This is a genomic window from Streptomyces sp. NPDC052701, from assembly GCF_040678355.1.
Taxonomy (GTDB): Bacteria; Actinomycetota; Actinomycetes; order Streptomycetales; family Streptomycetaceae; genus Streptomyces.
On sequence record NZ_JBFATO010000030.1, the window covers coordinates 60,612 to 85,934 of the forward strand.

Sequence of the window (25,323 nt, forward strand, 5' to 3'; positions counted from 1 at the left end):
TTCAGGCATGCGAACGACCACCGGATGGCGGGCGACCGGCCCGACGACACTGCGGCGCACCCCGTTGGAGCGCCGTGACCTGCGCGCGGACGACATCGCGGTGCGGGTCGACTACTGCGGCGTGTGCCACAGCGACCTGCACGCCCTGCGCGACCACGACCGGCACGCGGAGGCGCCCCTGGTGCCCGGTCACGAATTCACCGGCGTGGTGACCGAGACCGGGCCCGCGGTGACCGCCTTCTCGGCCGGCGACCGCGTCGCGGTGGGCAACATCGTCGACTCCTGCGGCGTGTGCGCCATGTGCGAGGCCGGGCAGGAGAACTTCTGCCACTCCTTCCCGACCCTGACCTACGGCGGCACCGACCGGCGGGACGGGTCGGCCACCCTGGGCGGCTACTCCCGCGAGTACGTGGTGCGCGACGCGTTCGCCTACCCGCTCCCCGCCGGCCTCGACCCGGCCGCGGCCGCCCCGCTGCTGTGCGCCGGCGTCACCGTCTGGGAACCCCTGCGCTCCCTGGGCGTGGGCCCCGGCAGCCGCGTCGCCGTGGCCGGGCTCGGCGGCCTGGGCCACCTCGCGGTCAAGATGGCCGTGGCGCTCGGCGCCACCACGACCGTCGTCAGCCGCACCCGGGACAAGTACGAGGACGCCCGCCGGCTCGGCGCCCACGACCTCATCGCCTCCACGGACGCCGGGCAGATGGCCGCGGCACGCGACACCTTCGACGTCGTCGTCGACACCGTCTCCGCGCCCCACGACCTCGCCCCCTACCTGAAGCTGGTGGCGATGGACGGCACCCTCAGCCTCCTCGGGTACCTGGGCCCGGTCACCGTCGAGGCCATGGACCTGCTCGTGGGCCGCAAGAAGCTCAGCTCCGCGGGCAGCGCGGGCCGCCCCGCGACCGCCGGGATGCTCCGGTTCTGCGCCGACCACGGCATCACCGCCGACGTCGAGGTGCTCCCCTCGGCACAGGTGGAAACGGCGCTCGACCGCCTGCGGCGGAACGACGTCCGCTACCGCTTCGTGCTCGACATGTCCGACCTGGACTGAGGAGAGGGTCGGCCGGGTCGCGCGGCTTGTCCGCAGCAGCTCACGCGCAGCGGGCGCTGCTGAACGGAAGACGTGCACCGCCCCGTACGGGTCCGGCCGTCAGTCCGCTGCGGGCCTCCACTGGTCGGCCTCCCGCGCCGCTGCGCGCGCCCCGAGGAACCCGACGGCGAGCGAGACCAAGGCGCACGTCGTGATGCCGGCTGCCAGAACTGTCCAGGACACGGACCCTTCGCGGACCAGGGCGATGAAGAACACGGAGTGCCATGCGGTCACGGCGCCGGTCACCACGGTGGAGATGAGCAGGGGGACGGTCAGGTGCCAGGAGGTCACGGACCGGAACACACGGCGCCGGCCGGTCAGGACGGACAGCGGGGCGAGGACGTGGCGGATCCGTACGAACTCCGCTGCCGCGCTCACCGCGCCGGCCACGAGGAGGAAGAGGAGGCCGGTGACGCCGAACAGCTGGATCCAGTTCGGCAGACGGACGCGCGAGGATCCCAGCCAGGCCCCGCCCAGTTCGGTGACCTGCACGGAGGGGTTGGGAAGCGTGTACGCGGCTTGCTTGACCGCGGCGAGATGCCCTGGTGCGGGGGTCACGACGAGGAGGGACTGGGTGCCGTCCGGCCTCACCGCGATGTCCGGAGCCTGGACGAACTTGATGTCGCCGTACCAGCGGCGCAGCTCGTCCACCTGGGGGCTGCTCGCCGCAGCGGTCCTCGTGCCGCCGGTGCAGGCGATGTGCAGCGCGCGCAGGTCCCGGCAGGAGCCCTCGATCGACACCCACGGATCTTCGGGCGGTCCCGGGTCGTGCATGGTGCGGGTCAGCAGAAGTGATCCGGGCGGAAGGGAGGCACGGAACCGGTCGGTCTGTGCCGCGGTCATGCCGCTGGTCGTCAGCTCGATCACGGTGTCCTTGATGCGCTGGTGGGTGGCGACCGCTGCTCGGGAGTGCTCCCCGAGCCTGCTGGTCCACACCTGCATCTGGGCGACGATGCCGATGCCGATCACCATGGCCAGCGCGAGGCGGACGATGACGCCGGGGTGCGCGTGGGTCCACCGTCCGCCGATCAGGCGGCCTGGGTGGCCGCGCCGTCTGCCGTGGTCGGCGAGCCGGGCTCCCAGGTGGCGGGTGGCGAGGGCCACGACGGAGGACAGGAAGGCCCACATGATGACGGTTCCGGAGGTGAACACGATCAGCTGGGCCTTGCGGGGTACGTACTGGCTGGTCAGGACCAGTGCGACACCGACTCCGCAGATGAGCAGGCGCCAGGCGGGGACACGAGAGGTGAACGAGGACGGGCGGGTGGATCTGCCGTCCCGGTGGACGCGGTGCGTGGCCACGACGATGCCCAGCACGGCCAGCAGGGAGACGGCTCCCGCAGCGACGGCGGCGGGCCAAGCGTCCACCACGTCGCGGTGGTCGAGGATGTAGCCGGTGGGCGCCAGGCGGATGTCCCGCACGGAGGCGACGACGTACGGAACGAACGCGACGAGCGTTCCCAGCGCCACGGGGAACGCGGCCTCGCCGATGTTCACCATCATGCGGTGGCGCGACGTCCCGCCGAGGGCTTGCAGGAGGCTGCTGCGCCGGTCGCGAGAGCGGGAGCCGACCCGCGCACTGATCACGACCAGGGCGAGAGCGGGAAGCCCGGTCAGCGCCCACATCGCTGTGAGCGGGGAAGTCACCGGCGCCTGATCGACCATTTCACCGGTCGCTGCGCCGCCGCCCCCGAAGGCGGCTACGGGCAGCCACCGGTGGTCGCTCTTCGGAGGAGTGTCCGCCACCCGGACGTAGGCGATCCGCTCGGACGGGGTGACCAGGCCGTCGGTGGTGACGGTGCCGGCGAACGATCCGTAGCGCGTGCGGATGCCTTCCGCTTCTCCGGTGCGCAGCAGTTCGGGAGAGAGCAGGACTTCGCCCGGCCCGGGCCATCGGGTCACGCCGGCGGGAACCGGGGCCTTGGCGGTGAGGGGGTGGACGAACACGACGGATACGGGCCGTGCACCGATGGAGTCGGCGCCCTCCCGGTACAGCAGCGCGGCGTGCTTGCTGTCGGTGATCACCGGTCCTCTGACGTCCGCCCGGGTCTCGCGCCCGTCGTAGGTGGCGAGGGTGGCCACGGTCGCCAAGATGACGAAGGCGACGGCGACGGAGGCGCCGAACAGGCCCCACCGGCGCAGTCGGTCGCCGGGGCTGGAGCGTCCCGCGGCAAGTCCGATCCTGATCAGTGTGCTCGCGGTGCGCAGGCGCGTGCGCATCACAGCGCTCCCACTTCGGCCAGGATCCCGCCGTGCAGCTGGTGGCGCCGGTCGGCCCGCTCGGCGACCGAGGGGTCGTGCGTGACCACGAGCAGCGCACAGCCCCGGTCACGGGCGGAGGTGAAGAGCAGGCGGGCGACGCCCTCCTTGGCCTCGGGGTCGAGGGCGCCTGTGGGCTCGTCGGCCAGGAGGACGGCGGGCTCGGTGATGAGGGCGCGGGCCACGGCGGTGCGCTGACGCTCGCCCCCGGAGAGCATTCCGGTGGGGGTGGAGCCGATGGGGACGCCGAGTTCGCCGAGGAGCTCTTCCGCGCGCCGGTAGGCCTCCAGGTGGCGGCCCCCGTCGAGCAGGACCGGCAGGGCGACGTTCTCCACGGGGCTGAGTTCGGGGAGGAGCTCGCCGAACTGGAACACCATGCTCAGGGTTTCCCGACGGGCGCGCGCGAGCTGCGCGGAGCCGAGGCCGGTGATCTCCCGGTCCCCGGCGGTGATCGTGCCCGCCTGTGGTTTGATCAGGCCGAGGATGCACATGAGCAGCGTTGACTTCCCGGATCCGCTCGGGCCGGTCACCGCGACCGACTCGCCGGGGGCGACGGACAGTTCCACGTTGTCGAGCAGGGTTCGGCCCTCGACCTGGTAGCACAGCCCGCTCACCCGGAGCCCGGACGCATCACTTCGTTTCACAGCAACTGGCCTCTTGTGTCAGAAAGGGGAGTGCCGCGCCAGCCCAGGCGGGCCGGCGCGGCAGGAACATCCGGCAGCGGCGAATCCGGCTTTCTTTATTTCTGTTCCCCTCGTTGGCTGTTGCGCTGGTGCCAGGCCGATTCGCTGTCGCACGGGCGCCCATGCAACAGCTCTCTGCCGTGGCTCCAGTTGTCCCAACGATCACATGGGTGACGCTTGGAGGGCCTTTGAATTAAGAGGAGGTGACTCAATGGCGACCTGGCCCTCATGCCGGATTGGCGTGGCTATGGCCTACGGCGTGTGGAGAGAATCCGGAGAAAGTGGAATGAGCCATGCAGGCGGGTCGTCTTAGGAACGCTTGTGTGCCGCGCCGAAGCGGATCATGAGTTTCGTAGGTGGGACCGAAGTGCGGTGAGGGGCACTCCGTCGACGTCGCCGGTCTTGTGTTGGCGAGAATTGGCTGGCCATCCGCGGCTGAACTGCCCTCGGCTCTGCCGCGCAGGCGCGTGGCTGGAGAAGTGGTGCTGGTACGGCGCGACGAGGTCGTATCCGGCAGACAAGGAACGCTGACGGCCGGCCGGTCACCCGTCGGCGTCCCCGTCCCGCGGTGCCGGGTGGTCCTCGGTGAGGAGGCCGTGCAGGGCCCCGGCGCCCCGCAGCATCGCCCGGGTCCGGGCCGTGAGCGCCTCCCCGCGGGCCGAGAGCGCCGCCCGCAGCGCCTCGCTGCCGCCCTCGCGCCGCAGTCCCTCCAGCACGGTCCGGATCTGGTCGAGCGGGTAGTGGCTGCGGCGCAGGATGTGGACCAGCCGGGCGTCGCGGACGTCGGCGGGGGCGTAGACGCGGTACCGCGTGCCCCGTTCCCGGCCGGGGGAGAGGAGTCCGGCCGCCTCCCACACCCGCAGCGCGGAGGTCCGCACGCCGAGCAGCGCGGCCACCTCGCCGATGCGCAGGCCGGAGCGGGGCAGCGGCGCGGGTTCCTCCCGGGCCAGCGTCCGCAGGGCCTCGCCGGCGGCCCGCAGCGCGACGCGCTCCTCGTGCAGCGCGGCGTGCGCGGCGTCCACCAGGGCGAGCGCGCCCGGGACGTCCCCGTCGTGCACGGCCCGCATGATCCCGGTCGCCGTCGCCGGCCCGTACCCCTTCAGCAGCGCCCGGTAGGCCAGCAGCGCGCGGCGGTGCGCGTCGGTGAAGACCCGGTGGCCGGACGCGGTCCGCGCGGCCGGGGGCAGCACGCCGGCGTCCTCGTAGTTGCGGATCTGCTGGGTCGAGACGCCGGCCAGCCGGGCCAGGTCGACGGGGCGCAGACGACGTTCGTTGCTCATCGATTTGAAGGTTACGGCAGCAAGAAGGCGGAGAACCACGGAAAAAGTCCCAACAGGAACTTCAATGACAGGCTTGAAGGCATGGACGACTTCATCCGCGTCACCGGTGCCCGGCTCCACAACCTGAGGAACGTCAGCCTCGCGATCCCGAAGAACAAGCTGGTCGTGCTGACCGGTCTGTCCGGCTCGGGCAAGTCCACGCTCGCCTTCGACACGCTGCACCGGGAGGGCCAGCGGCAGTACATGGAGTCGCTGGGGATGGTCACCCCGCTGGTCAGCCGCCCCTCGGTGGACTCGATCACCGGCCTGTCGCCGTCGATCAGCGTCGACCAGCGCCCCACCCACGGCAGCCCGCGCTCCACGGTCGGCACGGTCACCGAGGTCTTCACCTATCTGCGGCTGCTGTGGTCGCGGATCGGCGTGCGCCCGTGCCCCGGCTGCGGCGAGGACGTCCCGCCGTCCTACACGTACGACGACGGGACCGGCGGGACCGGTGAGGACGCCCCGGTCGGCGAGGACGCCGAGGCCGACGAGGACGCCGAGGGCGGGCAGGCGCCCTGCCCGCACTGCGGCACCCCGGTGCCCGAACTGGTGATGGGCTCCTTCTCCTTCAACAAGCCCGCCGGCGCCTGCCCGGCCTGCACCGGCCTCGGCGAGGTGATCCGCGCGGACGTGCGGCGGCTGGTCGACGCCACACGCCCGGTCGCCGACGGCGCCGTGCGGGGCTGGCACCCGAGGACCGCCGAGCACAACGCCGCGATCCTGCGGGCCGCCGCCCGCCACTACGGCTTCACCTTCCAGGACCGCACGCCGTTCGGCGAACTGGACGACATACAGCGCGACCTGGTCCTGTACGGCGTCGAAAGCGCCGAGTTCCGGCGGCACTTCCCGGCCGTGCAGCCGCCGGCGACCGTCACCGCGGGCCGTTTCGAGGGCGTGGTGACGGCGCTGATGCGGCGCTACGCCGACCGCGTCGACGACCCCGGGTACCGGGAGCGCGCCGAGCGGCACGCGCTGGTGAAGCAGGTCTGCGGGGAGTGTGCCGGGACGCGCCTGCGGCCGGAGAGCCGGGCGGTGACCGTGCACGGCCTGACGATCACCGAGGCGGCCGCGCTGCCGCTGACCGGGCTCGCGGACTGGCTGGCCGGGCTGCGGCGGCGGTCGGCCGGTGACGAGTGGCTGTTCGTGGAGCCGGTCGTCGCCGACCTGGCGGAGCGGGTGCGGCGGCTGGTGGACGTCGGGGTCGGCTACCTCACCCCGGCGCAGTCCACGCCGAGCCTGTCGGCGGGCGAGGCGCAGCGGCTGCGGCTGGCCGCCCTGCTGGGCTCCGGGCTGACGGGCGTGCTGTACGTCCTTGACGAGCCGACCGTCGGCCTGCACCCCTCGGACACCGCCCGCCTGATCGGCGTCCTGCGCCGGCTGCGCGACCTCGGCAACACGGTCCTGGTCATCGAGCACGACCTGGAGGTGCTGCGGGCGGCGGACCACGTCGTGGACGTCGGCCCGGGCGCGGGCCGGGACGGCGGCCGGATCGTCGCCGAGGGCACGCCGCAGGAGGTGGCGCGGACCGAGGGCTCGGTGACGGGGGCGTACCTGGCGGGCCGGCTGTCCGCGCCGCGGTCGCGGCGGCGGGGGGACGGCGACGCGGCGCTGGTGATCCGCGGGGCCCGGGCGCACAACCTCAAGGACCTCACCGTCCGCATCCCGCTCGGCCGCCTGGTCGCGGTCACCGGACCGTCCGGTTCCGGCAAGTCGACGCTGCTGCTGGACGTCCTGGGCCGGGCCGCCCGCCGCCATTTCCACGGGGCGGGGGAACTGCCCGGCGAGCACGACGGGATCGACGGCTGGCAGCACCTGGCCAAGGCCGTCCTGATCGACCAGGAGCCGGTCGGCCGCATGCCGCGCTCCAACGCGGCGACGTACGCGGAGGTGTTCACGCCGATCCGGGAGGCGTTCGCGGCGAGGTCCGGGGGGAGGCTCACCCCCGGCCACTTCTCCTTCAACGTCCCCGGCGGGCGCTGCGAACGCTGCGAGGGGGCGGGCGTGCTCAGCGTCCACATGCACTTCCTGCCGGCCGTGGAGGTGCGCTGCCCGGCCTGCCGGGGCCGTCGCTTCCGGCCCGAGGTGCTCTCCGTGCGCTACGACGGGTACGACATCGCCGGGGTGCTGCGGGCCACGGTGGACGAGGCGCTGACGCTGTTCGGGGACGTCCCGTCGGTGGCGTCCCGCCTGCGGCGGCTGGCGGACGTCGGCCTCGGCTACCTCCCGCTCGGCCAGCCGGCCCCGACGCTCTCCGGCGGCGAGGCCCAGCGCCTCAAACTCGCCAAGGAGCTGGGCCGCCGCGCCGCGGGCCGCACGCTCTACCTGCTGGACGAACCGACCACCGGCCTGCACGCCGCCGACACCGCCCGCCTCCTCGGCGTCCTGCAACGCCTCGTCGACGCGGGCCACTCCGTCGTCGCCATCGAGCACGACCCGGACGTCGTCCGCGCCTCGGACTGGCGGATCGACCTCGGCCCGGAGGGCGGCGCGGCCGGGGGGAGGCTGGTGTCGGAAGGAGAGCCGGCGCACTGAACGTCCGGGCGGCCCGGCACGTCTTCGTACCGGACCCGTCGAACCGGAGCCGGCGCTCCAGAAGGAGGCACACCGATGAGGACGCCATGCGCGCGGGGCGGGAGCGGGCCCGTGCGGGCGCTGCCGGCGGCGGTCGCCGTCCTGCTGTCCGCGGGCTGCACGGCGGTGGCGGACGGCGCCGCCGGACCCGTGTCGTCCTGCGCGTACGTCGTCGAGTACGACGGCCGCAGGTACCTGGGCGGGGAGGAGATCGACGCCCCCGCCGGGAAGGCGATCGGCACCGCCACCCGCCCGGGGTGTGACGACACCCCCGGGGACTCCGGCGAGGGGGACCCGCCGACCCCGGTGACCGTCCACGCGGTCGAGGGCGTGGACCCCCGCGTCGCCCTCGCGGTGGCGGAGGCCCCGGGCGACGTCCGCCTCGTCACGGCCGACTCCGTCAGGGAGCCGCCGCCCGAGGTCAGGAGGCTGCTCGGGGCCTCCTGACGGCCACGGCTCACCCCTGCCGCTCCAGCACCGCGTAGTCCGCGAAGGTGCGGCGGTAGCGGGTGTGCCGGGTCTCCTGCGTGTGCCGCCGCTGCCACTCCTCCACCTCCGCCGGGCCGGGACACGGGCCGGAGGCGGCGCCGCAGTCCGCCTCGTCGCCCGAGACGCAGCGGGCCTCGTACTCCGGTTCCGCCGACGGGTCCTGCACGATCGTGTAGGGCACGTAGCGGAAGAACCGGCGGACCCGCACCTCCGCGTCCCCCTCGTGGTCCCGCCGCCGGTGGCGGCGCAGCAGCACGTTCGCGTCCGTCTCGGCGGTGCGGTCGGTGCGGGCACGGGCCTCCTCCCGCCGCGCGGCCAGCTCCGCGCAGTCCGGGCAGCCGGGCACCGGCACGGGCGGCCGGCTCAGGTCCTCCACCCCGTGACGCCCCTGGTCGGACCGGGCGTTGGCGGCCCGCACGCCCGCGCTCAGCCGCTCCTCGGCGGTCGCCGGGCGGACCAGGTCCGCGTCGGCCTCCCACTCCCGGCCCCCGCCGACCGGACGCAGCATCGCGTACGGGCCCGCCTTCCCCCGGTACTCGCCGACCCTGTCCGACCGGGGGTCGTAGACGAGTGTTCCCCTGCCGATTTCCTTCGAGCTCCGCTCAACCATGTTCTCTCCGTACCCACTTCATCACTCTGGGTGTACCGAGCGTCGCTCATGGGAACGGTGCGGATCAACGCTTCACGCGTGCCACTGGACCACTGTCACGGAAGGGGGACCCGTGAGCCGACGCAACGCCGGGGCCGGAGCGGGCGCCGGCACCGCCGCCGTGTTCGGGGAGCTGCTCAGGCACTATCGCGAGGCCGCGCCGCTCACGCAGGAGGCCCTCGCGTCCCGGATCCCGTGCGACCGCTCCCACGTCGCCCGCGTCGAGGCGGGCACGCGGGTGCCGCAGGACACGTTCGCGAAGAAGTGCGACGAGGTCCTCGGGACGGGCGGGGTGCTGCTGCGGCTGTGGGGGAAGATCGACTGGTATCCGCAGGTGGAGCATCCGGACTGGTTCCGGCGGAGGGCCGAGATGGATGCGGTGGCCGTGGAGTTGTACGAGTACCAGGTGCAGGTCGTACCCGGCTTGTTGCAGACCCCGGGCTACGCGCGGGCGTTGTTCTCCCGTCTTCCGGCGAGCGCGGAAGAGGTGGAGGACCGCGTCCGCGCGCGACTCAGCCGACAGCGGCGCTTCATGTCCGACGACGGCCCTCTCTACCTGGCGATCCTCGACGAGAGCTGTCTGCGCAACGTCATGGGCAACGCGTCCGTGATGCGCGACCAGTGCGCGCACCTGCTGGCGATGGGGCGGCGCCCCAACATCCGTATCCAGATCGCTCCGGCCGCCCGCGCCGAACTCAGGCGGCCCAAGACCTCCATGGCGCTGATCACGCTGCCCGACGGGGAGCGCTGGGTCTACTCGGAGTCGCTGGACCGCGGCCATTTCAGCAACGATCCGTCCCTCTACGTGCGCCACAACCGGACCTATGATGTGCTCAGGTCGGATGCTCCGTCACCTGGTGAGTCCGCCGCTCTGATCAGCGACGCGTTGGAGGGGTACAAGCAGCATGAGCAGGCACGAACTCGGCGCGATGACCTGGATCAAGAGCAGCCACAGCGACGACGACGGCGGCAACTGCGTGGAAATCGCCCCCGGTTTCCCCGCCACCGTCCCCGTCCGCGACAGCAAGACCCCTGACGGTCCCGTCCTGTTCCTGCGCCGCGCGGCCTGGGCCGCCTTCGTCACCGCCCTGAAGGACTGACCTCTCTCAGGGCTCGTCCCGCTCGGGGTCGTCCTTCTTCCTCTCCTCGTCGAGGGACTTGAGGAACTCGGGGTTGTCGTCGGGCGCGACCCACTGCCGCGACCGGCCGCCGCGGACCCCGGACCAGCCCTCGGCGGCCAGGCTGCGCCGCTTGCCCGCGATGATCCAGGAGATCGAACCGACGAGCGGGAACAGCAGCACGAGGATCGCCCACAGCGCCTTGGGCAGGTGGCGCACGTCCTCGTCCTTCGTGCTGATGCAGTCGATGAACGCGTAGACGCTCAGCGCCAGGGGGATCAGGAACATCAGCACCCGGAGCATGGGCCTCTCCAGCGGAAGGGGTCGTCGGGGCCGTGGTGCAGCCCCCAGGTTCAGGGCCAGGGTAGCCCCTCGGGGATACTTGACCCCATGGCTTACGACGATCTTCGCTCCCTGCTCAGGGCGCTGGAGCGCGAGGGAGACCTCAAGCGCATCAAGGCCGAGGTCGACCCGTATCTGGAGGTCGGTGAGATCGTCGACCGGGTGAACAAGGCCGGTGGCCCCGCCCTGCTCTTCGAGAACGTGAAGGGCTCGGACATGCCGCTGGCGATGAACGTCTTCGGCACCGACCGCCGCCTGCTGAAGGCGCTGGGGCTGAAGTCGTACGGCGAGATCTCCGAGAAGATCGGCGGGCTGCTCAGGCCCGAGCTGCCGCACGGGTTCGTCGGCGTGCGCGAGGCCTTCGGCAAGCTGGGCGCGATGGCGCACGTCCCGCCGAAGAAGGTCAAGGACGCCCCCGTGCAGGAGGTCGTGCTGACCGGCGACGACGTGGACCTCGACCGGCTGCCGGCCCTGTTCACCTGGCCGAAGGACGGCGGCTCCTTCTTCAACCTGGGCCTGACCCACACCAAGGACCCGGAGACGGGCATCCGCAACCTGGGCCTGTACCGCCTCCAGCGGCACGACAGGCGCACCATCGGCATGCACTGGCAGATCCACAAGGACAGCCGCAACCACTACCAGGTGGCGGCCAGGAGGGGCGAGCGGCTGCCCGTCGCGATCGCCTTCGGCTGCCCGCCCGCCGTGACCTACGCCTCCACCGCGCCGCTGCCCGGCGACATCGACGAGTACCTGTTCGCCGGGTTCGTCGCGGGCAAGCGGATCGAGATGGTCGACTGCAAGACGGTGCCGCTCCAGGTCCCGGCCCAGGCCGAGGTCGTCCTGGAGGGCTGGCTGGAGCCCGGCCAGATGCTCCCGGAGGGCCCCTTCGGCGACCACACCGGCTTCTACACCCCGCAGGAGCCGTTCCCGGCGCTGACCATCGACTGCGTCACCACGCGCCGCCGCCCCCTGCTCCAGTCGATCGTGGTGGGCCGCCCCCCGACCGAGGACGGGCCGCTGGGCCGCGCGACGGAGCGCTTCTTCCTCCCCCTGCTGAAGATCATCGTCCCGGACATCGTGGACTACCACCTGCCGGAGGCGGGCGGCTTCCACAACTGCGCGATCGTCTCGATCGACAAGAAGTACCCCAAGCACGCCCAGAAGGTGATGCACGCCATCTGGGGCGCGCACATGATGTCGCTGACCAAGCTGATCGTGGTCGTCGACGCCGACTGCGACGTGCACGACCTGCACGAGGTCGCCTGGCGGGCCCTGGGCAACACGGACTACGCCCGCGACCTCACCGTCGTCGAAGGACCGGTCGACCACCTCGACCACGCCTCCTACCAGCAGTTCTGGGGCGGCAAGGCGGGCATCGACGCGACGCGGAAGTGGCCCGAGGAGGGCTACACGCGCGACGGCGGGTGGCCGGACATGGTGGAGTCCGACCCGCAGACGGCGGCGAAGGTGAGCCGCCGCTGGAAGGAGTACGGGCTGTGACCAGCGCCTCCGCCGCGATTCCGCAGCCGGGACGCGCCAGGGCGTTCCTGCGCCTGGTGATGATCGAGCACTCGGTGTTCGCCCTGCCCTTCGCCTACATCGCCTCGCTCACGGCGATGTACCACTGGGACCGCAACGTCCACTGGGTCCGCCTCCTGCTGGTCACCCTGGCGATGGTCGGCCTGCGCACCTTCGCCATGGCGGTCAACCGGATCATCGACCGGGAGATAGACGCGCGCAACCCGCGCACGGCCCAGCGCGAACTGGTGACCGGCGCGATGTCGGTGCGGCACGCCTGGACGGGCGCGCTGATCGCCCTGGTCGTCTTCCTCGGGGCGGCCGCGCTGCTCAACCCGCTGTGCCTGGCCCTGGCCCCCGTCGCGGTGATCCCGATGGTGGTGTACCCGTACGGCAAGCGGTTCACGGACTTCCCCCAGGCCATCCTCGGCCTGGCCCAGGCGATGGGCCCGATCGGCGGCTGGCTGGCGATCACCGGGGAGTGGTCCTGGGACGCGGTGCTCCTCGGCCTCGCCGTCGGCGTCTGGATCGGCGGCTTCGACCTCATCTACGCCTGCCAGGACGTCGAGGCCGACCGGAGGATCGGCGTCAGGTCGGTCCCGGCCCGCTTCGGCGTCCCGGCCGCCATCTGGGGGGCCCGGGCCTGCCACACGGTGACCACGGCCCTGTTCGTCTGGTACGCCCTGGCCACCGGTGCGGGCGCCTTCTTCTGGCTGGGCCTGCTGATCGTCGCGGGCGCCTTCGTCTACGAGCACACCATCGTCCGCCCCCACGACCTGTCCCGCGTCAACCGCGCCTTCTTCAGCGTCAACGGCTTCATCGGCATCGCCCTGTTCGGGTGCGCGCTGCTCGACCTGCTGGTGCGCGGTCTGACCGTGTGACTACGGTGCGGCCTACCATCGAGGGCAGGACCCCAGGGAGGCCACCGTGACCGTCTCGGGCATCGACCGCCTGCACTCGCAGCTCAGCAAGCTGGAGGACATGTTCCCCGGCTACCTGACGGAGATTGTCGAGGGCAGCATCGTGATGAACCCGGTCAGGCCGTTCCACGGAAAGTCGATCCAGCGGCTGTGGGCCATGGTCGAGGCGCAGCTGCCGCACGGCTGGGCGCTGGTCAGCGACGTGGCCTTCCTCTTCGACGAGGCCAACGAGTTCTGCCCCGATCTCGCGGTCATTCCGGCCGAGGCGGAGGCCGAGAACCGCAGCGCGTACCCGGCCGACCTGATCGAGCTCGTCGCCGAGGTGGTGTCGCCGGAGAGCGTGCACCGGGACTACGAGCTGAAGCCCCGCCGGTACGCCGCGCGGGGCATCGCCAACTACCTGGTCGTCGATCCGCTGCGCGGCCACGTGGTGACCATGTGGAACCCGGGCCCGGACGGCTACCGCGGCCGGGACACCGTCCCGTACGGCACGGACCTCGTCCTGGACAGTCCGCTGGGCAAGCTGACGGTCGGCACCGGGCGGCTCCCGGTCGACCCGAAAGCGGCCGACCGGGCCTGAGCACGCCCCCGCCCGCCGGTAGGCTCAAGACGTGAACGCAGGAGAAACGCAGCGCGCGCCTTGGATCGTGGGGGTGTCGGGGGCGTCGGGGACGCCCTATGCCGCCGCCGTGCTGCGCGCCCTCCTCGCCGCGGGCGAGAGCGTCGACCTCGTGGTGTCCCGGGCCTCGCGGCTCACCCTGCTCGACGAGACCGGGATCTCCTTCCGGGACGCGCACTGGCGGGACGACCTGGCGCAGTGGCTGGCGCGGGGGGCCGACGGCAAGCCCGGCACCTTCGCCGTCGACCTCGACGGGGTGCGGTACTGGAACGCGGGGGACCTCGCGGCCGGGCCGTCCTCGGGGTCGTACCCGGTCAAGGGCATGCTGATCGTGCCCGCCTCGACGGCCTGCGTGGCCGGGGTGGCGCTCGGGCTCTCCAAGGACCTGCTGCAACGGGCGGCGAGCGTGACCCTCAAGGAGGGACGCAAGCTGGTCGTGGCCGTGCGCGAGACCCCGCTGAACGGCCAGACCCTGCGGCACCTGGTGGCCCTCGACGACGCGGGCGCGGCCGTGGTGCCCGCCTCTCCCGCCTTCTACGCGGGCGCGACGCACATCCAGGACCTGGTGGACTTCGTCGCCGGACGCGTACTCGACGCGGCGGGCGTGCCGCACCGGCTCTACCGCCGCTGGGAGGGCGAACTCGGCGGCGGGTCCCGCACCACCTGAGCACACCCCACACCTGACACTCTTCAGACCTCTTCAGCGGAAGGCTTCGATCGCATGGACGCGGTGGACAGGCAGCTCATCCAGGCCCTGAGGGAGAACGGCCGGGCCTCCTACGCGGAGTTGGGACGCCTCGTCGGCCTGTCGGGACCCAGCGTCACCGACCGCATCAACCGGCTGGAGGCGGCCGGTGTCATCACCGGCTACCGCGCCACCGTCGACGCCGCCTCGCTCGGCCTCGGCGTCACCGCCCTGATCGGCATCTCGCTCTCCGACGCCGCCGACCACGAGGACGTGGCGCGCCGGCTGAAGGACCTGCCCGAGATCGAGGACTGCTGGTTCATCGCCGGCGACGACTCCTTCATGCTCAAGGCGCGGGCCACGGACGTGGACGGCCTGGAGAAGATCATCAGACGGCTCTCCGGCACCAGGGGCGTCTCGCGGACCCGCACCACCATCGTGCTCTCCACCAAGTGGGAGAACCGGGTGGGTGAGCTGCCCGAAGAGGTCTGACGGTCCGGGAGTACGGTTGACGGAGTCTGTCTCTAGGTGGAGGTAACGGCATGGACGTCGGGCTCAAGCGCGAGCTGGAGGAGAAGGTCCGCTCCGGCGAGCGGCTGACCCGCGAGGACGGCATCGCGCTGTACGAGTCCGACGACCTGGCCTGGCTGGGTGGTCTGGCCCACGAGGTGCGCACCCGCAAGAACGGCGACGTCGTGCACTTCAACGTCAACCGTCACCTCAACATGACCAACGTGTGCACGGCCTCCTGTGCGTACTGCTCCTTCCAGCGCAAGCCGGGCGAGAAGGACGCCTACACCATGCGCATCGAGGAGGCCGTCAAGCTCGCCAAGGCGATGGAGTCGGAGAACCTCACCGAGCTGCACATCGTCAACGGCCTGCACCCCAACCTGCCGTGGCGCTACTACCCGCGCTCGCTGCGGGAGCTGAAGAAGGCCCTGCCCAACGTCTCCCTGAAGGCCTTCACCGCCACCGAGATCCACCACTTCGAGACCATCTCCGGGCTGAGCGCGAGCGAGATCCTCGACGAGCTGATCGACGCCGGCCTGGAGTCGCTGACCGGCGGCGGCGCGGAGATCTTCGACTGGGAGGTTCGGCAGCACATCGTGGACCACCGCACCCACTGGGAGGACTGGTCGCGCATCCACCGGCTGGCCCACGAAAAGGGCCTGAAGACCCCGTGCACCATGCTCTACGGGCACATCGAGGAGCCCCGCCACCGCGTGGACCACGTGCTGCGGCTGCGCGAGCTGCAGGACGAGACCGGCGGCTTCCAGGTCTTCATCCCGCTGCGCTACCAGCACGACTTCGTCGACGTCAAGGACGGCAAGGTCCGCAACCGGCTGCAGGCCCGCACCCGGATGGCCACCGGCGCGGAGGCGCTGAAGACCTTCGCCGTCTCCCGGCTGCTGTTCGACAACGTGCCGCACGTGAAGGTCTTCTGGGTGATGCACGGCATCAACACCGCCCAGCTCGCCCTGCAGTTCGGCGCCGACGACATGGACGGCTCGGTCGTCGAGTACAAGATCACCCACGACGCCGACAACTTCGGCACGCCCAGCAAGCTCACCCGCGAGGACCTGCTGGAACTGATCCGCGACGCCGGCTTCCGGCCGGTGGAGCGCAACACCCGCTACGAGATCATCCGCGAGTACGACGGCCCCGATCCGGCGCGACGGGAGTCGCCGCAGCCCATGCGGGTGTGAGCCGCCGGCGGCGCGGTACCCGGCGGGCATGCCCAGCACGAAGGCTCCCGAGGACGCCTACACCGCAGAGCCCTTCGTCCCGCAGGGCGCCGGGCTCGACGAACTGCGCCGGGCCGCCGCCGGCTGCCGGGGCTGCCCCCTGCACCGCGACGCCACCCGGACCGTGTTCGGCGCGGGCGACGAGCACGCGCGCGTGATGTTCGTCGGGGAGCAGCCCGGCGACCAGGAGGACCGGCAGGGCAGGCCCTTCGTCGGGCCGGCCGGCAAGCTGCTCGACCGGGCGCTGGCCGAGGCGGGCATCGACCCCGGCGAGGCCTACGTCACCAACGCCGTCAAGCACTTCAAGTTCACCCGGGCCGGGCCCGGCGAGCGGCGCGTCCACAAGTCGCCGACCCGGCGGGAGACGACGGCGTGCGGGCCGTGGCTCGCCGCCGAACTGGCCCTCGTCCGGCCGGAGCTCGTCGTGGTGCTGGGCGCGACGGCCGGGAAGGCCCTGCTCGGCCCGTCCTTCCGGGTCACCCAGGTGCGCGGGACGGTACTGGAGGAGGAGATCCACGGGCGCCCCGAACGGCTGGTGCCCACCGTCCACCCGTCGTCGGTGCTGCGCGCGGACGACCGGGAGGCGGCGTACCGGGGGCTGGTGTCGGACCTGGAAGTGGCGGCGCGGGCCCTGGGCTGACGGGGGGCGTCCGCTCTCCGGGACACCGTTGAGACCAGGCGTGCGTAATGAATAACCTTCCGGCATGGCCCTTACCTTCACGCTGGACCCCGCCGTGACCCCCGCCCTGCGCGACGGCCTGCTCGACCTGTGGGCCGACGTGTCCAACGCGGGCGGGGCCGTCGGCTTCGTGCCGCCGGTGACGCGGGAGGAGATCCGGCCGGACCTGGTGAAGCACTTCGTGGCCATGGCCGAGGGGCGCGCCCGGCTCCTCGTCGGCCACGACGAGCAGGGGCGCGTCGCCGCGACCGCGTTCCTCACCTTCAACACCCACCGCTTGATGACGCACTGGCTGTGGCTGTACACGGTGATGGTGCACCCCCGGCACCAGGGCAAGGGCCACGGCCGCGACCTGCTGGCGGCCGCTGCGGACGCGGCCCGCACCCTCGACGGCATCGAGGCGATCCGGCTCACCTGCCGGGGCGGCCTGGGCCTGGAGCGGTTCTACGCCTCCTGCGGCTACAAGGAGGTCGGCCGGGTGCCCGGCGCCATCCGCCTCGCCCCCGGCGACGACCGGGACGACGTCGTCATGCTGCTGCCGCTGGGCTGACCCGCGCGTGCCGCGCACCCCCCTGCGGGACCGGCGGCCGGGCGTGCTTCACTGGACGGTGCCCCTTTTGGGCATGGTTCCGCCCCCGTGCTCCTCGAGCGGGGGGCACCCCCGGACACGGAAGAGTGGATAGAGATGCTCCGCTACACGCTGATGCGCCTCGGGATCTTCGCGGGCTGCCTCGTGGTCGTCTGGGGCCTCGTCTACTCCGGTCTGGCCCCGCGCGGCCTCGGCGACTCCAACGGCCTGTGGATCGTCCTGCTCGCCCTGCTGATCTCCGCGCCGATCAGCTTCGTCGTGCTGCGCAAGGAGCGCGACCGGGCCTCGGAGCAGATCGTGCGGCGGGTGGACCGGGTGAAGGCCAACCTGGAGGCCAACCGCAGCCAGGAGGACGTGGCCGACGACAGCGCCCGGGCGCAGGGCCAGCCCTCCTGAACAATCCCCTTTGCGTTGTATGGGCGGATGTGGCCCTAAGCCTCTCAAAGGCAGGCTTTGAGGGGCTCAAAGCTCAAGTGTTAAGGTCTTCACCATGAAGCCCGCAGCCGCGTCCCCCACGCCCCGGAGCATCCCGCTCGTGGCGCGCCTGCACGTGGACCTCTGCCGGTGCGCGTCGGCGACCTGTCGCCCCTGACGTTCCCCCTCGCCCCCTTCCACGTCAGCCTCTACGCGCCCCGACGGAGCATGTCCGTGTCCACACCCGCCCCCAAGTCCTTCAAGGTGCCCTTCTGGGCCCAGATACTCGCCGGCCTCGCCCTGGGCGTGCTGCTCGGCTGGATCGCCCGCGGCCAGGACCTGTCCTGGCTCGTGACGACCCTGGAGAAGATCGGCGGCACCTTCGTCGGCCTGCTGAAGCTCGCCGTCGCCCCGCTCGTCTTCTTCGCGATCCTCGTCTCCATCACCAACCTGCGGAAGGTCGACGACGCGGCCCGCCTGGCCTCCCGCACCCTCCTGTGGTTCATGATCACCTCGCTGATCGCGGTCGGCATCGGCCTCGTCATCGGCCTGGTGACCGACCCGGGCGCCGGCACCGGCCTCACCCCCGAGGACGGCGCCAGGCCGAAGACCACCGGCTCCTGGATCGACTTCCTGACCGGCATCGTCCCCACCGACGTGATCACGCCGTTCACCGAGCTGAACGTCCTGCAGATCGTCTTCATGGCCGCCGTCGCCGGCATCGCCGCCCTCCAGCTCGGCGAGAAGGCCCAGCCCGTCCTCACCCTGAGCGAGTCCGTCCTCGAACTCCTGCAGAAGGCGCTGTGGTGGGTCATCCGCCTGGCCCCGCTCGGCACCGTCGGCCTCATCGGCAACGCCATCGCCACCTACGGCTGGGACCTGATCGGCCAGTACGCCACCTTCACCGCCGACATCTACGCCGGCTGCCTGATCGTGCTGCTCGTGGTCTACCCGGCGCTGCTCGCCGGCGTCGCCAAGGCCAACCCGGTCCAGTTCTTCAAGGGCGCCTGGCCCGCGATCCAGCTGGCCTTCGTCTCCCGCTCCTCGGTGGGCACCATGCCGCTGACCCAGAAGGTCACCGAGCGCCTCGGCGTCCCGCGCGAGTACGCCTCCTTCGCGGTGCCGTTCGGCGCGACCACGAAGATGGACGGCTGCGCCGCGATCTACCCCGCGATCGCCGCGATCTTCGTCGCCCAGATCTTCGACATCCGGCTCGGCGTCGGCGACTACCTGCTGATCGCTTTCGTCTCGGTGGTCGGCTCTGCCGCCACGGCCGGCCTGACCGGCGCGACGGTCATGCTGACCCTCACCCTGTCCACCCTGGGCCTGCCCATGGAGGGCGTGGGCCTGCTCCTGGCCATCGACCCCATCCTCGACATGATCCGCACCGCGCTCAACGTCGCCGGGCAGGCCCTGGTGCCGGTCCTGGTCTCGGCCCGCGAGGGCCTGCTCGACCGGGACGCCTACGACAGCGTCGGCGCCTCCCCGGTGGACGACGAGCCGGCGGACGCGCCGCGGCGGGTGCCCGCCGCCGTCTGACGGGGACGTGACGGGCCGCGACGGACCGTACGCTGATCAGCATGGGTGCCGTGAGGAACAAGCGGATGCCGCGTGCGGTCCGTGAGCAGCAGATGCTGGACGCCGCCGTACGGGTCTTCGGGCAGCGCGGGTACCGGGCCGCGTCGATGGACGAGATCGCCGAACTCGCCGGTGTCTCCAAGCCGTTGGTGTACCTGTACCTGAACTCGAAGGAGGACCTCTTCACGGCCTGCATCCGCCGCGAGGCCCGGGCCCTGACCGAGGCCGTGCGCGGCGGCGTCCGCCGCGACCTGCCCGCCGACCGCCAACTCTGGGAAGGCCTGCGGGCGTTCTTCACGCACACCGCGCACCACCCGGACGGCTGGGCGGTGTTGCACCGGCAGGCCCGCACCCACGGCGAGCCGTTCGCCGCCGAGGTCACCGCGATGCGCGAGGAGATCGTCGCGTTCGTCACGCAGCTGATCCTCGCCGCCGCCCGCGAGGCCCATCGCGATCCGGACCTGCCCGAGCGCGAGGTCGCCGGCCTCGCCGAGGCACTGGTGGGCGCCGCCGAGTCGCTCGCCGCCTGGGCGAACGCCACCCCGGGCGTCACGGCCGGGCAGGCGGCGGCCACCCTGATGAACTTCGCGTGGGCGGGGCTGGGCAATCTCATGGCGGGCCGCCCCTGGCCACCGCCCGAGGAGCCGGACGGGCCGCCGGTTCACACCGGGTAGACCTCCCCGGTCAGGTGCACCCGGCCGCCGCCCCGCAGTTCGAACCGCCCGTCCCGCGCCGCGTACGTCACGCTGCCCGGCAGCGGCACGGGAGCCCGGAACCGCGCCCGCACCACGGCCGCGTCGGGCGTGCCGTGCGCGGCCAGGCAGCGGGCCACGGTCCACATGCCGTGCGCGACGGTCCGCGGGAAGCCGAACAGCCGCGCGGCGAGCGGATGCAGGTGGATCGGGTTGCGGTCCCCGGAGACGGCGCCGTAGCGCCGCCCGGCGTCCGCTTCCAGCCGCCACCCGGCGACGGCGGGCAGGGGCTCGCACGGCTCGTCCGGGGGCGGGGCGGCCCGGTGGGAGGTGCGGTGCCGGGCCAGATAGGTGCTCCGCGACTCCCACACCACCGCGCCGCCGGCCCGCAGCTCGGTGACGACGGCGGCCTCGGTGCCGCGCCGGTGCGGCGCGAGACCGTCGGCGTACACGGTCAGTTCGTACTCCTCGGCGAGGGCGAGCGCCCGGTGCCGGGTGACGGTGACCGACGTGTGGACCAGGCCGAGCAGCGGCAGGGGGAAGTCCGGGGCGCTCATCAGCCGCATGGCCGGCGGGAAGCCCAGCACGTGCGGATAGGTCACCGGCAGCGCGTCCGTCCCGGCCGGGAACCCGCAGACCCGCTCGTACCGGGCCAGCCGCGCGGGATCGACCCGCAGGCCGGGCAGCACCAGCCGGGTGCGCGGGAGCCGTGCCCCGGGGCGCGGCCGTTTGAAGGGGGACAGCGCGGCGCCCCGGGCGAGCAGGGGCGCCAGGGAGGGGGAGCGGGCGAGGACGAGAGGGCCGGGGGACATCACGCCCCCGGCAGGCTCTGGCCGCACACCCGGACGGCCTGCCCGTCGGCCGCGCACGAGGCGGGCCGGGCGGGCCGGATGGTGGTCTCGGCGGTGTCGACGGGCGGTCCGCCCCGGGCGAGGGGGTTCGTCCGGCGGCCCGCCTCGCGGACGAGCGGCGGGACGGCGGCGGTCGTCCTCGTCCCGAGGAAGTCCGGCGCGACCGCGCCGGCCGTCACCCCGTGCCCGGCGGGACCGCGCGGCGCGGGGGAGCGGACCGGGCCGGCGGCGCCCGCCCCGGCGGCCGCGCGGTCCGTCCGGCCCGCGGTCGCGGCGATGCCCGCGACAGGGCCCGGACGGCGGGGCGGGGAGTTGCCGGGCGCGGTGCCGGTGAAGTTCGGACAGCGGTCGGCCATGCGCGTCTCCCCCTGCCGAAAGAGGCCCACTCGTGCTTACTTCAAAGTAAGGTTACCGCAGGTAAGGTCGTGTCGCGGGTGGGGGCGGGCCGGGATGAACCCCGGCCGGGGCCCGGTCGCGGTGCGCGCGGCGGACGGGCAGGGCCGACGGCGATCCCGGAACGAACCCGGCAGCGGACGGTGGAACCTGAAAAACCCTCACGTAACCCCCGAGACTGCACAGGCCCGGCCCCGGACCACCCCCGAACCCGCACGAACCCGCCACGCGAGCCCCGTACGATCCCCTGCCTACCGGCGGTGACCCAGGACCGCGGCCCCCGCCGGTGAGCGCCTCGGCGTACGAGGCACGTATTCCCCTGCAGCAGGTCCCCTGCAACAAGCAGTACTCCGCTGCACGCCCCAGGAGCCGCCCGTGTCCTTCGTCCGTCCTTCTTCCGCCTTCGACGACGTGCGCCCGGAGCCCGTCCTGGTCGAGCCCGAGACACGGCGGCTGGACGGCGCCGTGCGGGAGGCGTCCGTACCGCCCCTGGCCCGGCCGGTGCGGCACGGGTCCCTCGCCGACCTGCCGTTCGACAACGCGGGCGCGGCTCCGGGAGCCGCGGTGCTCAGCCGCAAGGCGGCGGACGGCCGGTGGCGGGACGTCACGGCGGCGGAGTTCGCCGGCGAGGTGCTGGCCGTGGCCAAGGGCCTGATCGCCGAGGGCCTGGCGCCGGGCGACCGGATCGCGGTGATGGCCCGCACCCGCTACGAGTGGACGCTCCTCGACTTCGCCGCCTGGGCCGCCGGCCTGGTGACCGTCCCCGTCTACCCCACCTCCTCCGTCTTCCAGGCCCGCTGGATCCTCCAGGACTCCGGCGCGGTCGCCCTCGTCACGGAGACGGCCGGCCAGGCGGCGGCCCTCGGCCCGGAGCGCGGACGCCTGCCCGACCTGCGGCACGTGTGGGTGATCGAGAAGGATCACGTCGAGCGGCTGGCCGAGGCCGGCGCGCACGTCTCCGACCAGGAGGTGGAGGTACGGCGCGGGGTGCTCGGCCCCGACACGCTCGCCACCCTCGTCTACACCTCGGGCACCACCGGCCGCCCCAGGGGCTGCGCGCTCACCCACGGCAACTTCTTCGCCGAGGTGGACAACGCGATCGAGCTGCTCTACCCGGTCTTCAAGGCGCGGACCGGCGAGGAGGCCTCGGTCCTGCTCTTCCTGCCCATGTCGCACGTCTTCGGCCGCATGGTCGCCATCGCCTGCGTCCGCGCGCGGGTGCGGCTGGGCCACGCCCCGAGCATCAGGGCGGACGACCTGCTCCCGGACCTGGCGAGCTTCCGGCCGACCTGCCTGCTGGCCATCCCGTACATGCTGGAGAAGGTGTTCAACGCGGCCCGGGCCAAGGCGGAGGCGGCCGGCCGGCTGACGTCGTTCGACCGCGCGGCGGCCGTCGCCCGGAGGTACGGCGAGGCACTGGAGGCACAGCAGACGGGTACCGGCCCGGGCCCGTCCCGCTCGCTGAGGACGGCCCGCGCCTTCTACGACCCGCTGGTCTACCGCCGCCTGCGCAACGCCATGGGCGGCCGGGTCAGGTACGCCGTCTGCGGCGGCTCCCCGCTTGGCCGCCGCCTGGCCGCGTTCTACGCCGGCGCGGGCATCGAGATCTTCGAGGGCTACGGCCTGACGGAGACCACGGGCGCGTCCACGGTCACGCCACCGCTCAAACCCCGTCTGGGCACGGTGGGCTGGCCGCTGCCCGGCACACGGATCCGCATAGCCGCGGACGGCGAGATCCTGGTCGCCGGCGGCCACGTGCTGCGCGGCTACTGGGACCCGGCGGCGGGCGGCGTGGTCCCCGCCGCCCCCGACGGCTGGCTGGCCACGGGCGACCTCGGCGAACTGGACGACGAGGGCTACCTCACCATCACCGGCCGCAAGAAGGAGATGCTGATCACCGCGGGCGGCAAGAGCGTGGCCCCGGCCCCGCTGGAGAACTGGCTGCGCTCCCACCCCCTGATCTCGCACTGCATGGTCCTGGGCGACGGCCGCCCCTACGTCTCGGCCCTGATCACCCTGGACCCCAGCGGCGTCGACCACTGGCGCCGGATGAACGGCAGGCATCCGGTCCCCCCGAAACTCCTGGTCGACGACGCGGAGTTGACAGCCGTGCTGCAACGCGCGGTGGACGAGGCCAACAAACTGGTCTCCCGCCCCGAGTCGATCCGCCGCTTCGCGATCCTGCCCGAGGACTTCACGGAGGAGTCCGGCCACCTGACACCGTCGATGAAGCTGCGCCGGGAGGCGGTCCTGAGGGATTTCGCGGCGGAGGTGGAGGGGCTGTACGCGCGGTAGCGGCGGCGCGGGCGCCCCGCCGCAGCGGCCCGCCGGGCGCGCGGTGCCGGGGCCGCCCCACCGGTGCCGGCACCGCCGCCGTCACAGAGCGGGCGGGCCGCCCCGCCGGCGCCGGGCCCCCGCCGTCACAGAGCGGGCGCGTTGCGGCGGCAGCTGTCGACCACGGTGTCCGCGAACGCCCGCGCCAGCGGGGTGAGCGCGTCCCACCGGCGGACGGCCCAGCCGACCGAGAGGGGGCGCAGGGCGCGCACCGGGACCAGGCGCAGCGGGCCGTCGTCGCCCGGGACCGCGTGGCCCGGCAGCGCGGGGACGATCGCCCGTCCGAGTCCCAGCTCGGCCAGCAGCAGTGCGGTGTCCCAGTCGGCGACGCTGGTGTCGAAGGCGAGGCGGACGCCCAGGTCGGCGCAGGCCGCGTCCAGGCAGGCCGCCGAGGTCGAGTGCGGCGGCAGCCGGATCAGCCGCACGGCCCGCAGCTCGGCGGGCTCCACGTACGGGCGGGACGCCAGGGGGTCGTCGGCCCGGAGCGCGAGCACCCAGGGCAGATCGACCACCGGCCGCTGCTCGATCCCGCGCACGGGAGGGCCGAGGGTGATCCAGGCCAGGTCGAGGTCGCTGCCGGCCAGCGCGTCGAAGCAGGCGCGGCTCGAGCTCTCCGTGCGGAACTCCAGGCTGACGCCCGGGTGTTGCTGCCGGAAGGCGACGACGGCCTCCGACATGAAGTGCCGCACGGTCGTCGCGCCCGTGGCGACCCGCACCACGCCGTCCTCGCCGTCCACCAGGTCCCGCAGCCGGCGCAGCGCCTGGTCGAGCCCGGCGATGCCCTCCGACGCGGCGGTCTGCAGCACCCGCCCCGCCTCGGTCGGCACGACGCCCCGGGCGTGCCGCTCCAGGAGGCTGACGCCCGTCTCCCGCTCCAGCCGCTTCACGTGCTGGCTCACCGCCGACTGCGTGCACGCCAGGTCACGGGCCACCGCGCTGAGGCTGCCCGCCCGGCACACGGCGACGAAGACGCGCAGGTCGTCCAAGGTCATGAGACCCAAGCTAACACTTGGATGTGGCGACCGAATCTTAGGATTGACTGGGCGTCAGCTGCTGCGCGACGATCGGTGCAGGGCCCAGGCGGCAACCCGTCCCGCGCCCTCCGCCGGGGTCCGGACCAGGGGTGGGGAGTGGACGGGTGCCGACCCTTTTCGCGCACCAGGAAAGCTCCGAGAGGATGCTCACCGATGTCCGCTCCCTCCCCCGTCGACCCCGTCACCGATCAGGCCCTGGCGCTGTTACGCCAGTTGGGCGCCGATGACGTCCCGCACCCGGGCGGCACCCTGCGCGCCCACCTGCGCCGCGTGCAGCGGCAGCTCGCCGCCTGGGGGGCCAGACCTGCGCTCCAGCTCGCGGGCCTGTGCCACGCCGTGTACGGCACCGACGGCTTCGCCGCCGCCCTGCTCCCCGTGGACCGCCGCCCCTTCCTGGCGTCCGTGATCGGCGTGGAGGCGGAGTCGATCGTGTACCTCTACGCGTGCTGCGACCGCGCGGCCACCTACCCGTCCTTCGCCGACCCGGACGCGCCCTTCCGCGACCGCTTCACCGGCCGGAGCCACACGCCCTCCCCCGCCCGCCGCCGGGACTTCGCGGAACTGACGGCCGCCAACGAGCTGGACCTCGTCCGCCGGGACCCGGCCTTCCGCGGCGAGTGGGATTCCGAACTGCGCACCCTCTTCCTCCGCCTGCACCCGTTCCTGGGTCCCGCGGCCCGGCGGGACTGCGCCACCGTGCTGGGGGAGCCCGAGAGCGATATTGGAACCACCGATCCAAAATTGTGCTAACC

General features: G+C 72.9%; 26 protein-coding genes and 1 pseudogene. 19 read left to right on the forward strand and 8 right to left on the reverse strand.

What is annotated here, in order from left to right; genetic code table 11:
• Positions 1-7: 7 nt before the first annotated feature.
• Positions 8-1,048, forward strand: a complete 1,041-nt coding sequence (locus AB0L29_RS27125; protein WP_365830425.1) for an NAD(P)-dependent alcohol dehydrogenase — start codon at positions 8-10, stop codon at positions 1,046-1,048.
• Between the two features lie 99 nt (positions 1,049-1,147).
• Here the strand turns inward: AB0L29_RS27125 and AB0L29_RS27130 are convergent, their stop codons facing one another.
• From AB0L29_RS27130 to AB0L29_RS27140, 3 genes are all read right to left on the reverse strand, one after another.
• Positions 1,148-3,307 carry a permease gene (locus AB0L29_RS27130; protein ID WP_365830427.1) on the reverse strand — a complete coding sequence of 720 codons (2,160 nt, stop codon included), beginning with the start codon at positions 3,305-3,307 and terminating at the stop codon, positions 1,148-1,150.
• Complete coding sequence (locus AB0L29_RS27135; protein ID WP_365830429.1) at positions 3,307-3,990, reverse strand: ABC transporter ATP-binding protein; 684 nt, start codon at positions 3,988-3,990, stop codon at positions 3,307-3,309. The genes AB0L29_RS27130 and AB0L29_RS27135 overlap by 1 nt, the downstream gene beginning before the upstream one ends.
• 581 nt (positions 3,991-4,571) lie before the next feature.
• Positions 4,572-5,309 carry a MerR family transcriptional regulator gene (locus tag AB0L29_RS27140; protein ID WP_365830431.1) on the reverse strand — a complete coding sequence of 246 codons (738 nt, stop codon included), beginning with the start codon at positions 5,307-5,309 and terminating at the stop codon, positions 4,572-4,574.
• An 81-nt stretch (positions 5,310-5,390) separates the two neighbouring features.
• On the opposite strand from AB0L29_RS27140, the gene uvrA reads away from it, so the two are divergent.
• Complete coding sequence (gene uvrA / locus AB0L29_RS27145) at positions 5,391-7,883, forward strand: excinuclease ABC subunit UvrA (protein WP_365830433.1); 2,493 nt, start codon at positions 5,391-5,393, stop codon at positions 7,881-7,883.
• Between the two features lie 75 nt (positions 7,884-7,958).
• Complete coding sequence (locus tag AB0L29_RS27150) at positions 7,959-8,369, forward strand: DUF6281 family protein (protein WP_365830435.1); 411 nt, start codon at positions 7,959-7,961, stop codon at positions 8,367-8,369.
• A gap of 10 nt (positions 8,370-8,379) precedes the next feature.
• Here AB0L29_RS27150 and AB0L29_RS27155 read toward each other — a convergent pair whose 3' ends face one another.
• Positions 8,380-9,021, reverse strand: coding sequence for a hypothetical protein (locus AB0L29_RS27155; protein WP_365830437.1), 642 nt, complete (start codon positions 9,019-9,021; stop codon positions 8,380-8,382).
• A gap of 112 nt (positions 9,022-9,133) precedes the next feature.
• On the opposite strand from AB0L29_RS27155, the gene AB0L29_RS27160 reads away from it, so the two are divergent.
• Both AB0L29_RS27160 and AB0L29_RS27165 read left to right on the forward strand, forming a co-directional pair.
• Positions 9,134-10,096 (forward strand): helix-turn-helix transcriptional regulator, encoded by a 963-nt coding sequence (locus AB0L29_RS27160; protein WP_365830439.1) that lies wholly within the window; start codon positions 9,134-9,136, stop codon positions 10,094-10,096.
• Positions 10,038-10,160 carry a DUF397 domain-containing protein gene (locus AB0L29_RS27165; protein WP_365830441.1) on the forward strand — a complete coding sequence of 41 codons (123 nt, stop codon included), beginning with the start codon at positions 10,038-10,040 and terminating at the stop codon, positions 10,158-10,160. Before AB0L29_RS27160 ends, AB0L29_RS27165 begins: the two co-directional genes overlap by 59 nt.
• 6 nt (positions 10,161-10,166) lie before the next feature.
• Here AB0L29_RS27165 and AB0L29_RS27170 read toward each other — a convergent pair whose 3' ends face one another.
• Positions 10,167-10,481 carry a PLD nuclease N-terminal domain-containing protein gene (locus tag AB0L29_RS27170; protein WP_365830443.1) on the reverse strand — a complete coding sequence of 105 codons (315 nt, stop codon included), beginning with the start codon at positions 10,479-10,481 and terminating at the stop codon, positions 10,167-10,169.
• Between the two features lie 87 nt (positions 10,482-10,568).
• On the opposite strand from AB0L29_RS27170, the gene AB0L29_RS27175 reads away from it, so the two are divergent.
• The 12 genes from AB0L29_RS27175 (at position 10,569) to AB0L29_RS27230 (ending at position 19,941) form a co-directional block, all read left to right on the forward strand.
• Complete coding sequence (locus AB0L29_RS27175; RefSeq protein WP_365830445.1) at positions 10,569-12,020, forward strand: menaquinone biosynthesis decarboxylase; 1,452 nt, start codon at positions 10,569-10,571, stop codon at positions 12,018-12,020.
• Complete coding sequence (gene mqnP, locus AB0L29_RS27180) at positions 12,017-12,919, forward strand: menaquinone biosynthesis prenyltransferase MqnP (RefSeq protein WP_365830447.1); 903 nt, start codon at positions 12,017-12,019, stop codon at positions 12,917-12,919. The genes AB0L29_RS27175 and mqnP overlap by 4 nt, the downstream gene beginning before the upstream one ends.
• Before the next feature lie 46 nt (positions 12,920-12,965).
• Positions 12,966-13,538 (forward strand): Uma2 family endonuclease, encoded by a 573-nt coding sequence (locus AB0L29_RS27185; protein WP_365830449.1) that lies wholly within the window; start codon positions 12,966-12,968, stop codon positions 13,536-13,538.
• A gap of 31 nt (positions 13,539-13,569) precedes the next feature.
• Complete coding sequence (locus AB0L29_RS27190; RefSeq protein WP_365830451.1) at positions 13,570-14,244, forward strand: UbiX family flavin prenyltransferase; 675 nt, start codon at positions 13,570-13,572, stop codon at positions 14,242-14,244.
• A 54-nt stretch (positions 14,245-14,298) separates the two neighbouring features.
• The gene (locus AB0L29_RS27195) at positions 14,299-14,754 is read left to right on the forward strand and encodes an Lrp/AsnC family transcriptional regulator (RefSeq protein ID WP_365830453.1); all 456 of its coding nucleotides are present in this window, start codon (positions 14,299-14,301) and stop codon (positions 14,752-14,754) included.
• 50 nt (positions 14,755-14,804) lie between these two features.
• Positions 14,805-15,968, forward strand: a complete 1,164-nt coding sequence (gene mqnE, locus AB0L29_RS27200) for an aminofutalosine synthase MqnE (RefSeq protein WP_365830455.1) — start codon at positions 14,805-14,807, stop codon at positions 15,966-15,968.
• Between the two features lie 28 nt (positions 15,969-15,996).
• Positions 15,997-16,647, forward strand: coding sequence for a UdgX family uracil-DNA binding protein (locus AB0L29_RS27205; RefSeq protein ID WP_365830457.1), 651 nt, complete (start codon positions 15,997-15,999; stop codon positions 16,645-16,647).
• 64 nt (positions 16,648-16,711) lie between these two features.
• Positions 16,712-17,236, forward strand: a complete 525-nt coding sequence (locus tag AB0L29_RS27210) for a GNAT family N-acetyltransferase (protein ID WP_365830459.1) — start codon at positions 16,712-16,714, stop codon at positions 17,234-17,236.
• A 135-nt stretch (positions 17,237-17,371) separates the two neighbouring features.
• Positions 17,372-17,671, forward strand: coding sequence for a DUF4229 domain-containing protein (locus AB0L29_RS27215; protein ID WP_365830461.1), 300 nt, complete (start codon positions 17,372-17,374; stop codon positions 17,669-17,671).
• Between the two features lie 94 nt (positions 17,672-17,765).
• The gene (locus AB0L29_RS27220) at positions 17,766-17,867 is read left to right on the forward strand and encodes a putative leader peptide (RefSeq protein WP_365830463.1); all 102 of its coding nucleotides are present in this window, start codon (positions 17,766-17,768) and stop codon (positions 17,865-17,867) included.
• 50 nt (positions 17,868-17,917) lie between these two features.
• Positions 17,918-19,228 (forward strand): dicarboxylate/amino acid:cation symporter, encoded by a 1,311-nt coding sequence (locus AB0L29_RS27225; protein WP_365830465.1) that lies wholly within the window; start codon positions 17,918-17,920, stop codon positions 19,226-19,228.
• A 41-nt stretch (positions 19,229-19,269) separates the two neighbouring features.
• The gene (locus AB0L29_RS27230) at positions 19,270-19,941 is read left to right on the forward strand and encodes a TetR/AcrR family transcriptional regulator (protein ID WP_365830467.1); all 672 of its coding nucleotides are present in this window, start codon (positions 19,270-19,272) and stop codon (positions 19,939-19,941) included.
• Here the strand turns inward: AB0L29_RS27230 and AB0L29_RS27235 are convergent.
• Both AB0L29_RS27235 and AB0L29_RS27240 read right to left on the reverse strand, forming a co-directional pair.
• Entirely contained in the window at positions 19,929-20,771 is an 843-nt protein-coding gene (locus AB0L29_RS27235; RefSeq protein WP_365830469.1) for a MaoC/PaaZ C-terminal domain-containing protein, read from the reverse strand. The two genes, AB0L29_RS27230 and AB0L29_RS27235, sit on opposite strands and share 13 nt — an antisense overlap.
• A pseudogene (locus tag AB0L29_RS27240) lies at positions 20,771-21,097 on the reverse strand (short chain dehydrogenase); the annotation flags it as partial. The gene AB0L29_RS27235 and the pseudogene AB0L29_RS27240, both read right to left, overlap by 1 nt.
• Positions 21,098-21,578: 481 nt before the next feature.
• Between AB0L29_RS27240 and AB0L29_RS27245 the strand changes: the two are divergent.
• Positions 21,579-23,498 carry an AMP-dependent synthetase/ligase gene (locus AB0L29_RS27245; RefSeq protein WP_365830471.1) on the forward strand — a complete coding sequence of 640 codons (1,920 nt, stop codon included), beginning with the start codon at positions 21,579-21,581 and terminating at the stop codon, positions 23,496-23,498.
• 125 nt (positions 23,499-23,623) lie between these two features.
• On the opposite strand, the gene AB0L29_RS27250 is transcribed toward AB0L29_RS27245, so the two are convergent.
• On the reverse strand, positions 23,624-24,529 hold the full coding sequence (locus tag AB0L29_RS27250; protein ID WP_365830473.1) for a LysR family transcriptional regulator: 906 nt from the start codon (positions 24,527-24,529) through the stop codon (positions 23,624-23,626).
• 195 nt (positions 24,530-24,724) lie between these two features.
• Between AB0L29_RS27250 and AB0L29_RS27255 the strand changes: the two genes are divergently transcribed.
• Positions 24,725-25,321: a DUF6817 domain-containing protein gene (locus tag AB0L29_RS27255; RefSeq protein WP_365830475.1), complete on the forward strand. Its 597-nt coding sequence runs from the start codon at positions 24,725-24,727 to the stop codon at positions 25,319-25,321.
• Positions 25,322-25,323: the final 2 nt, after the last annotated feature.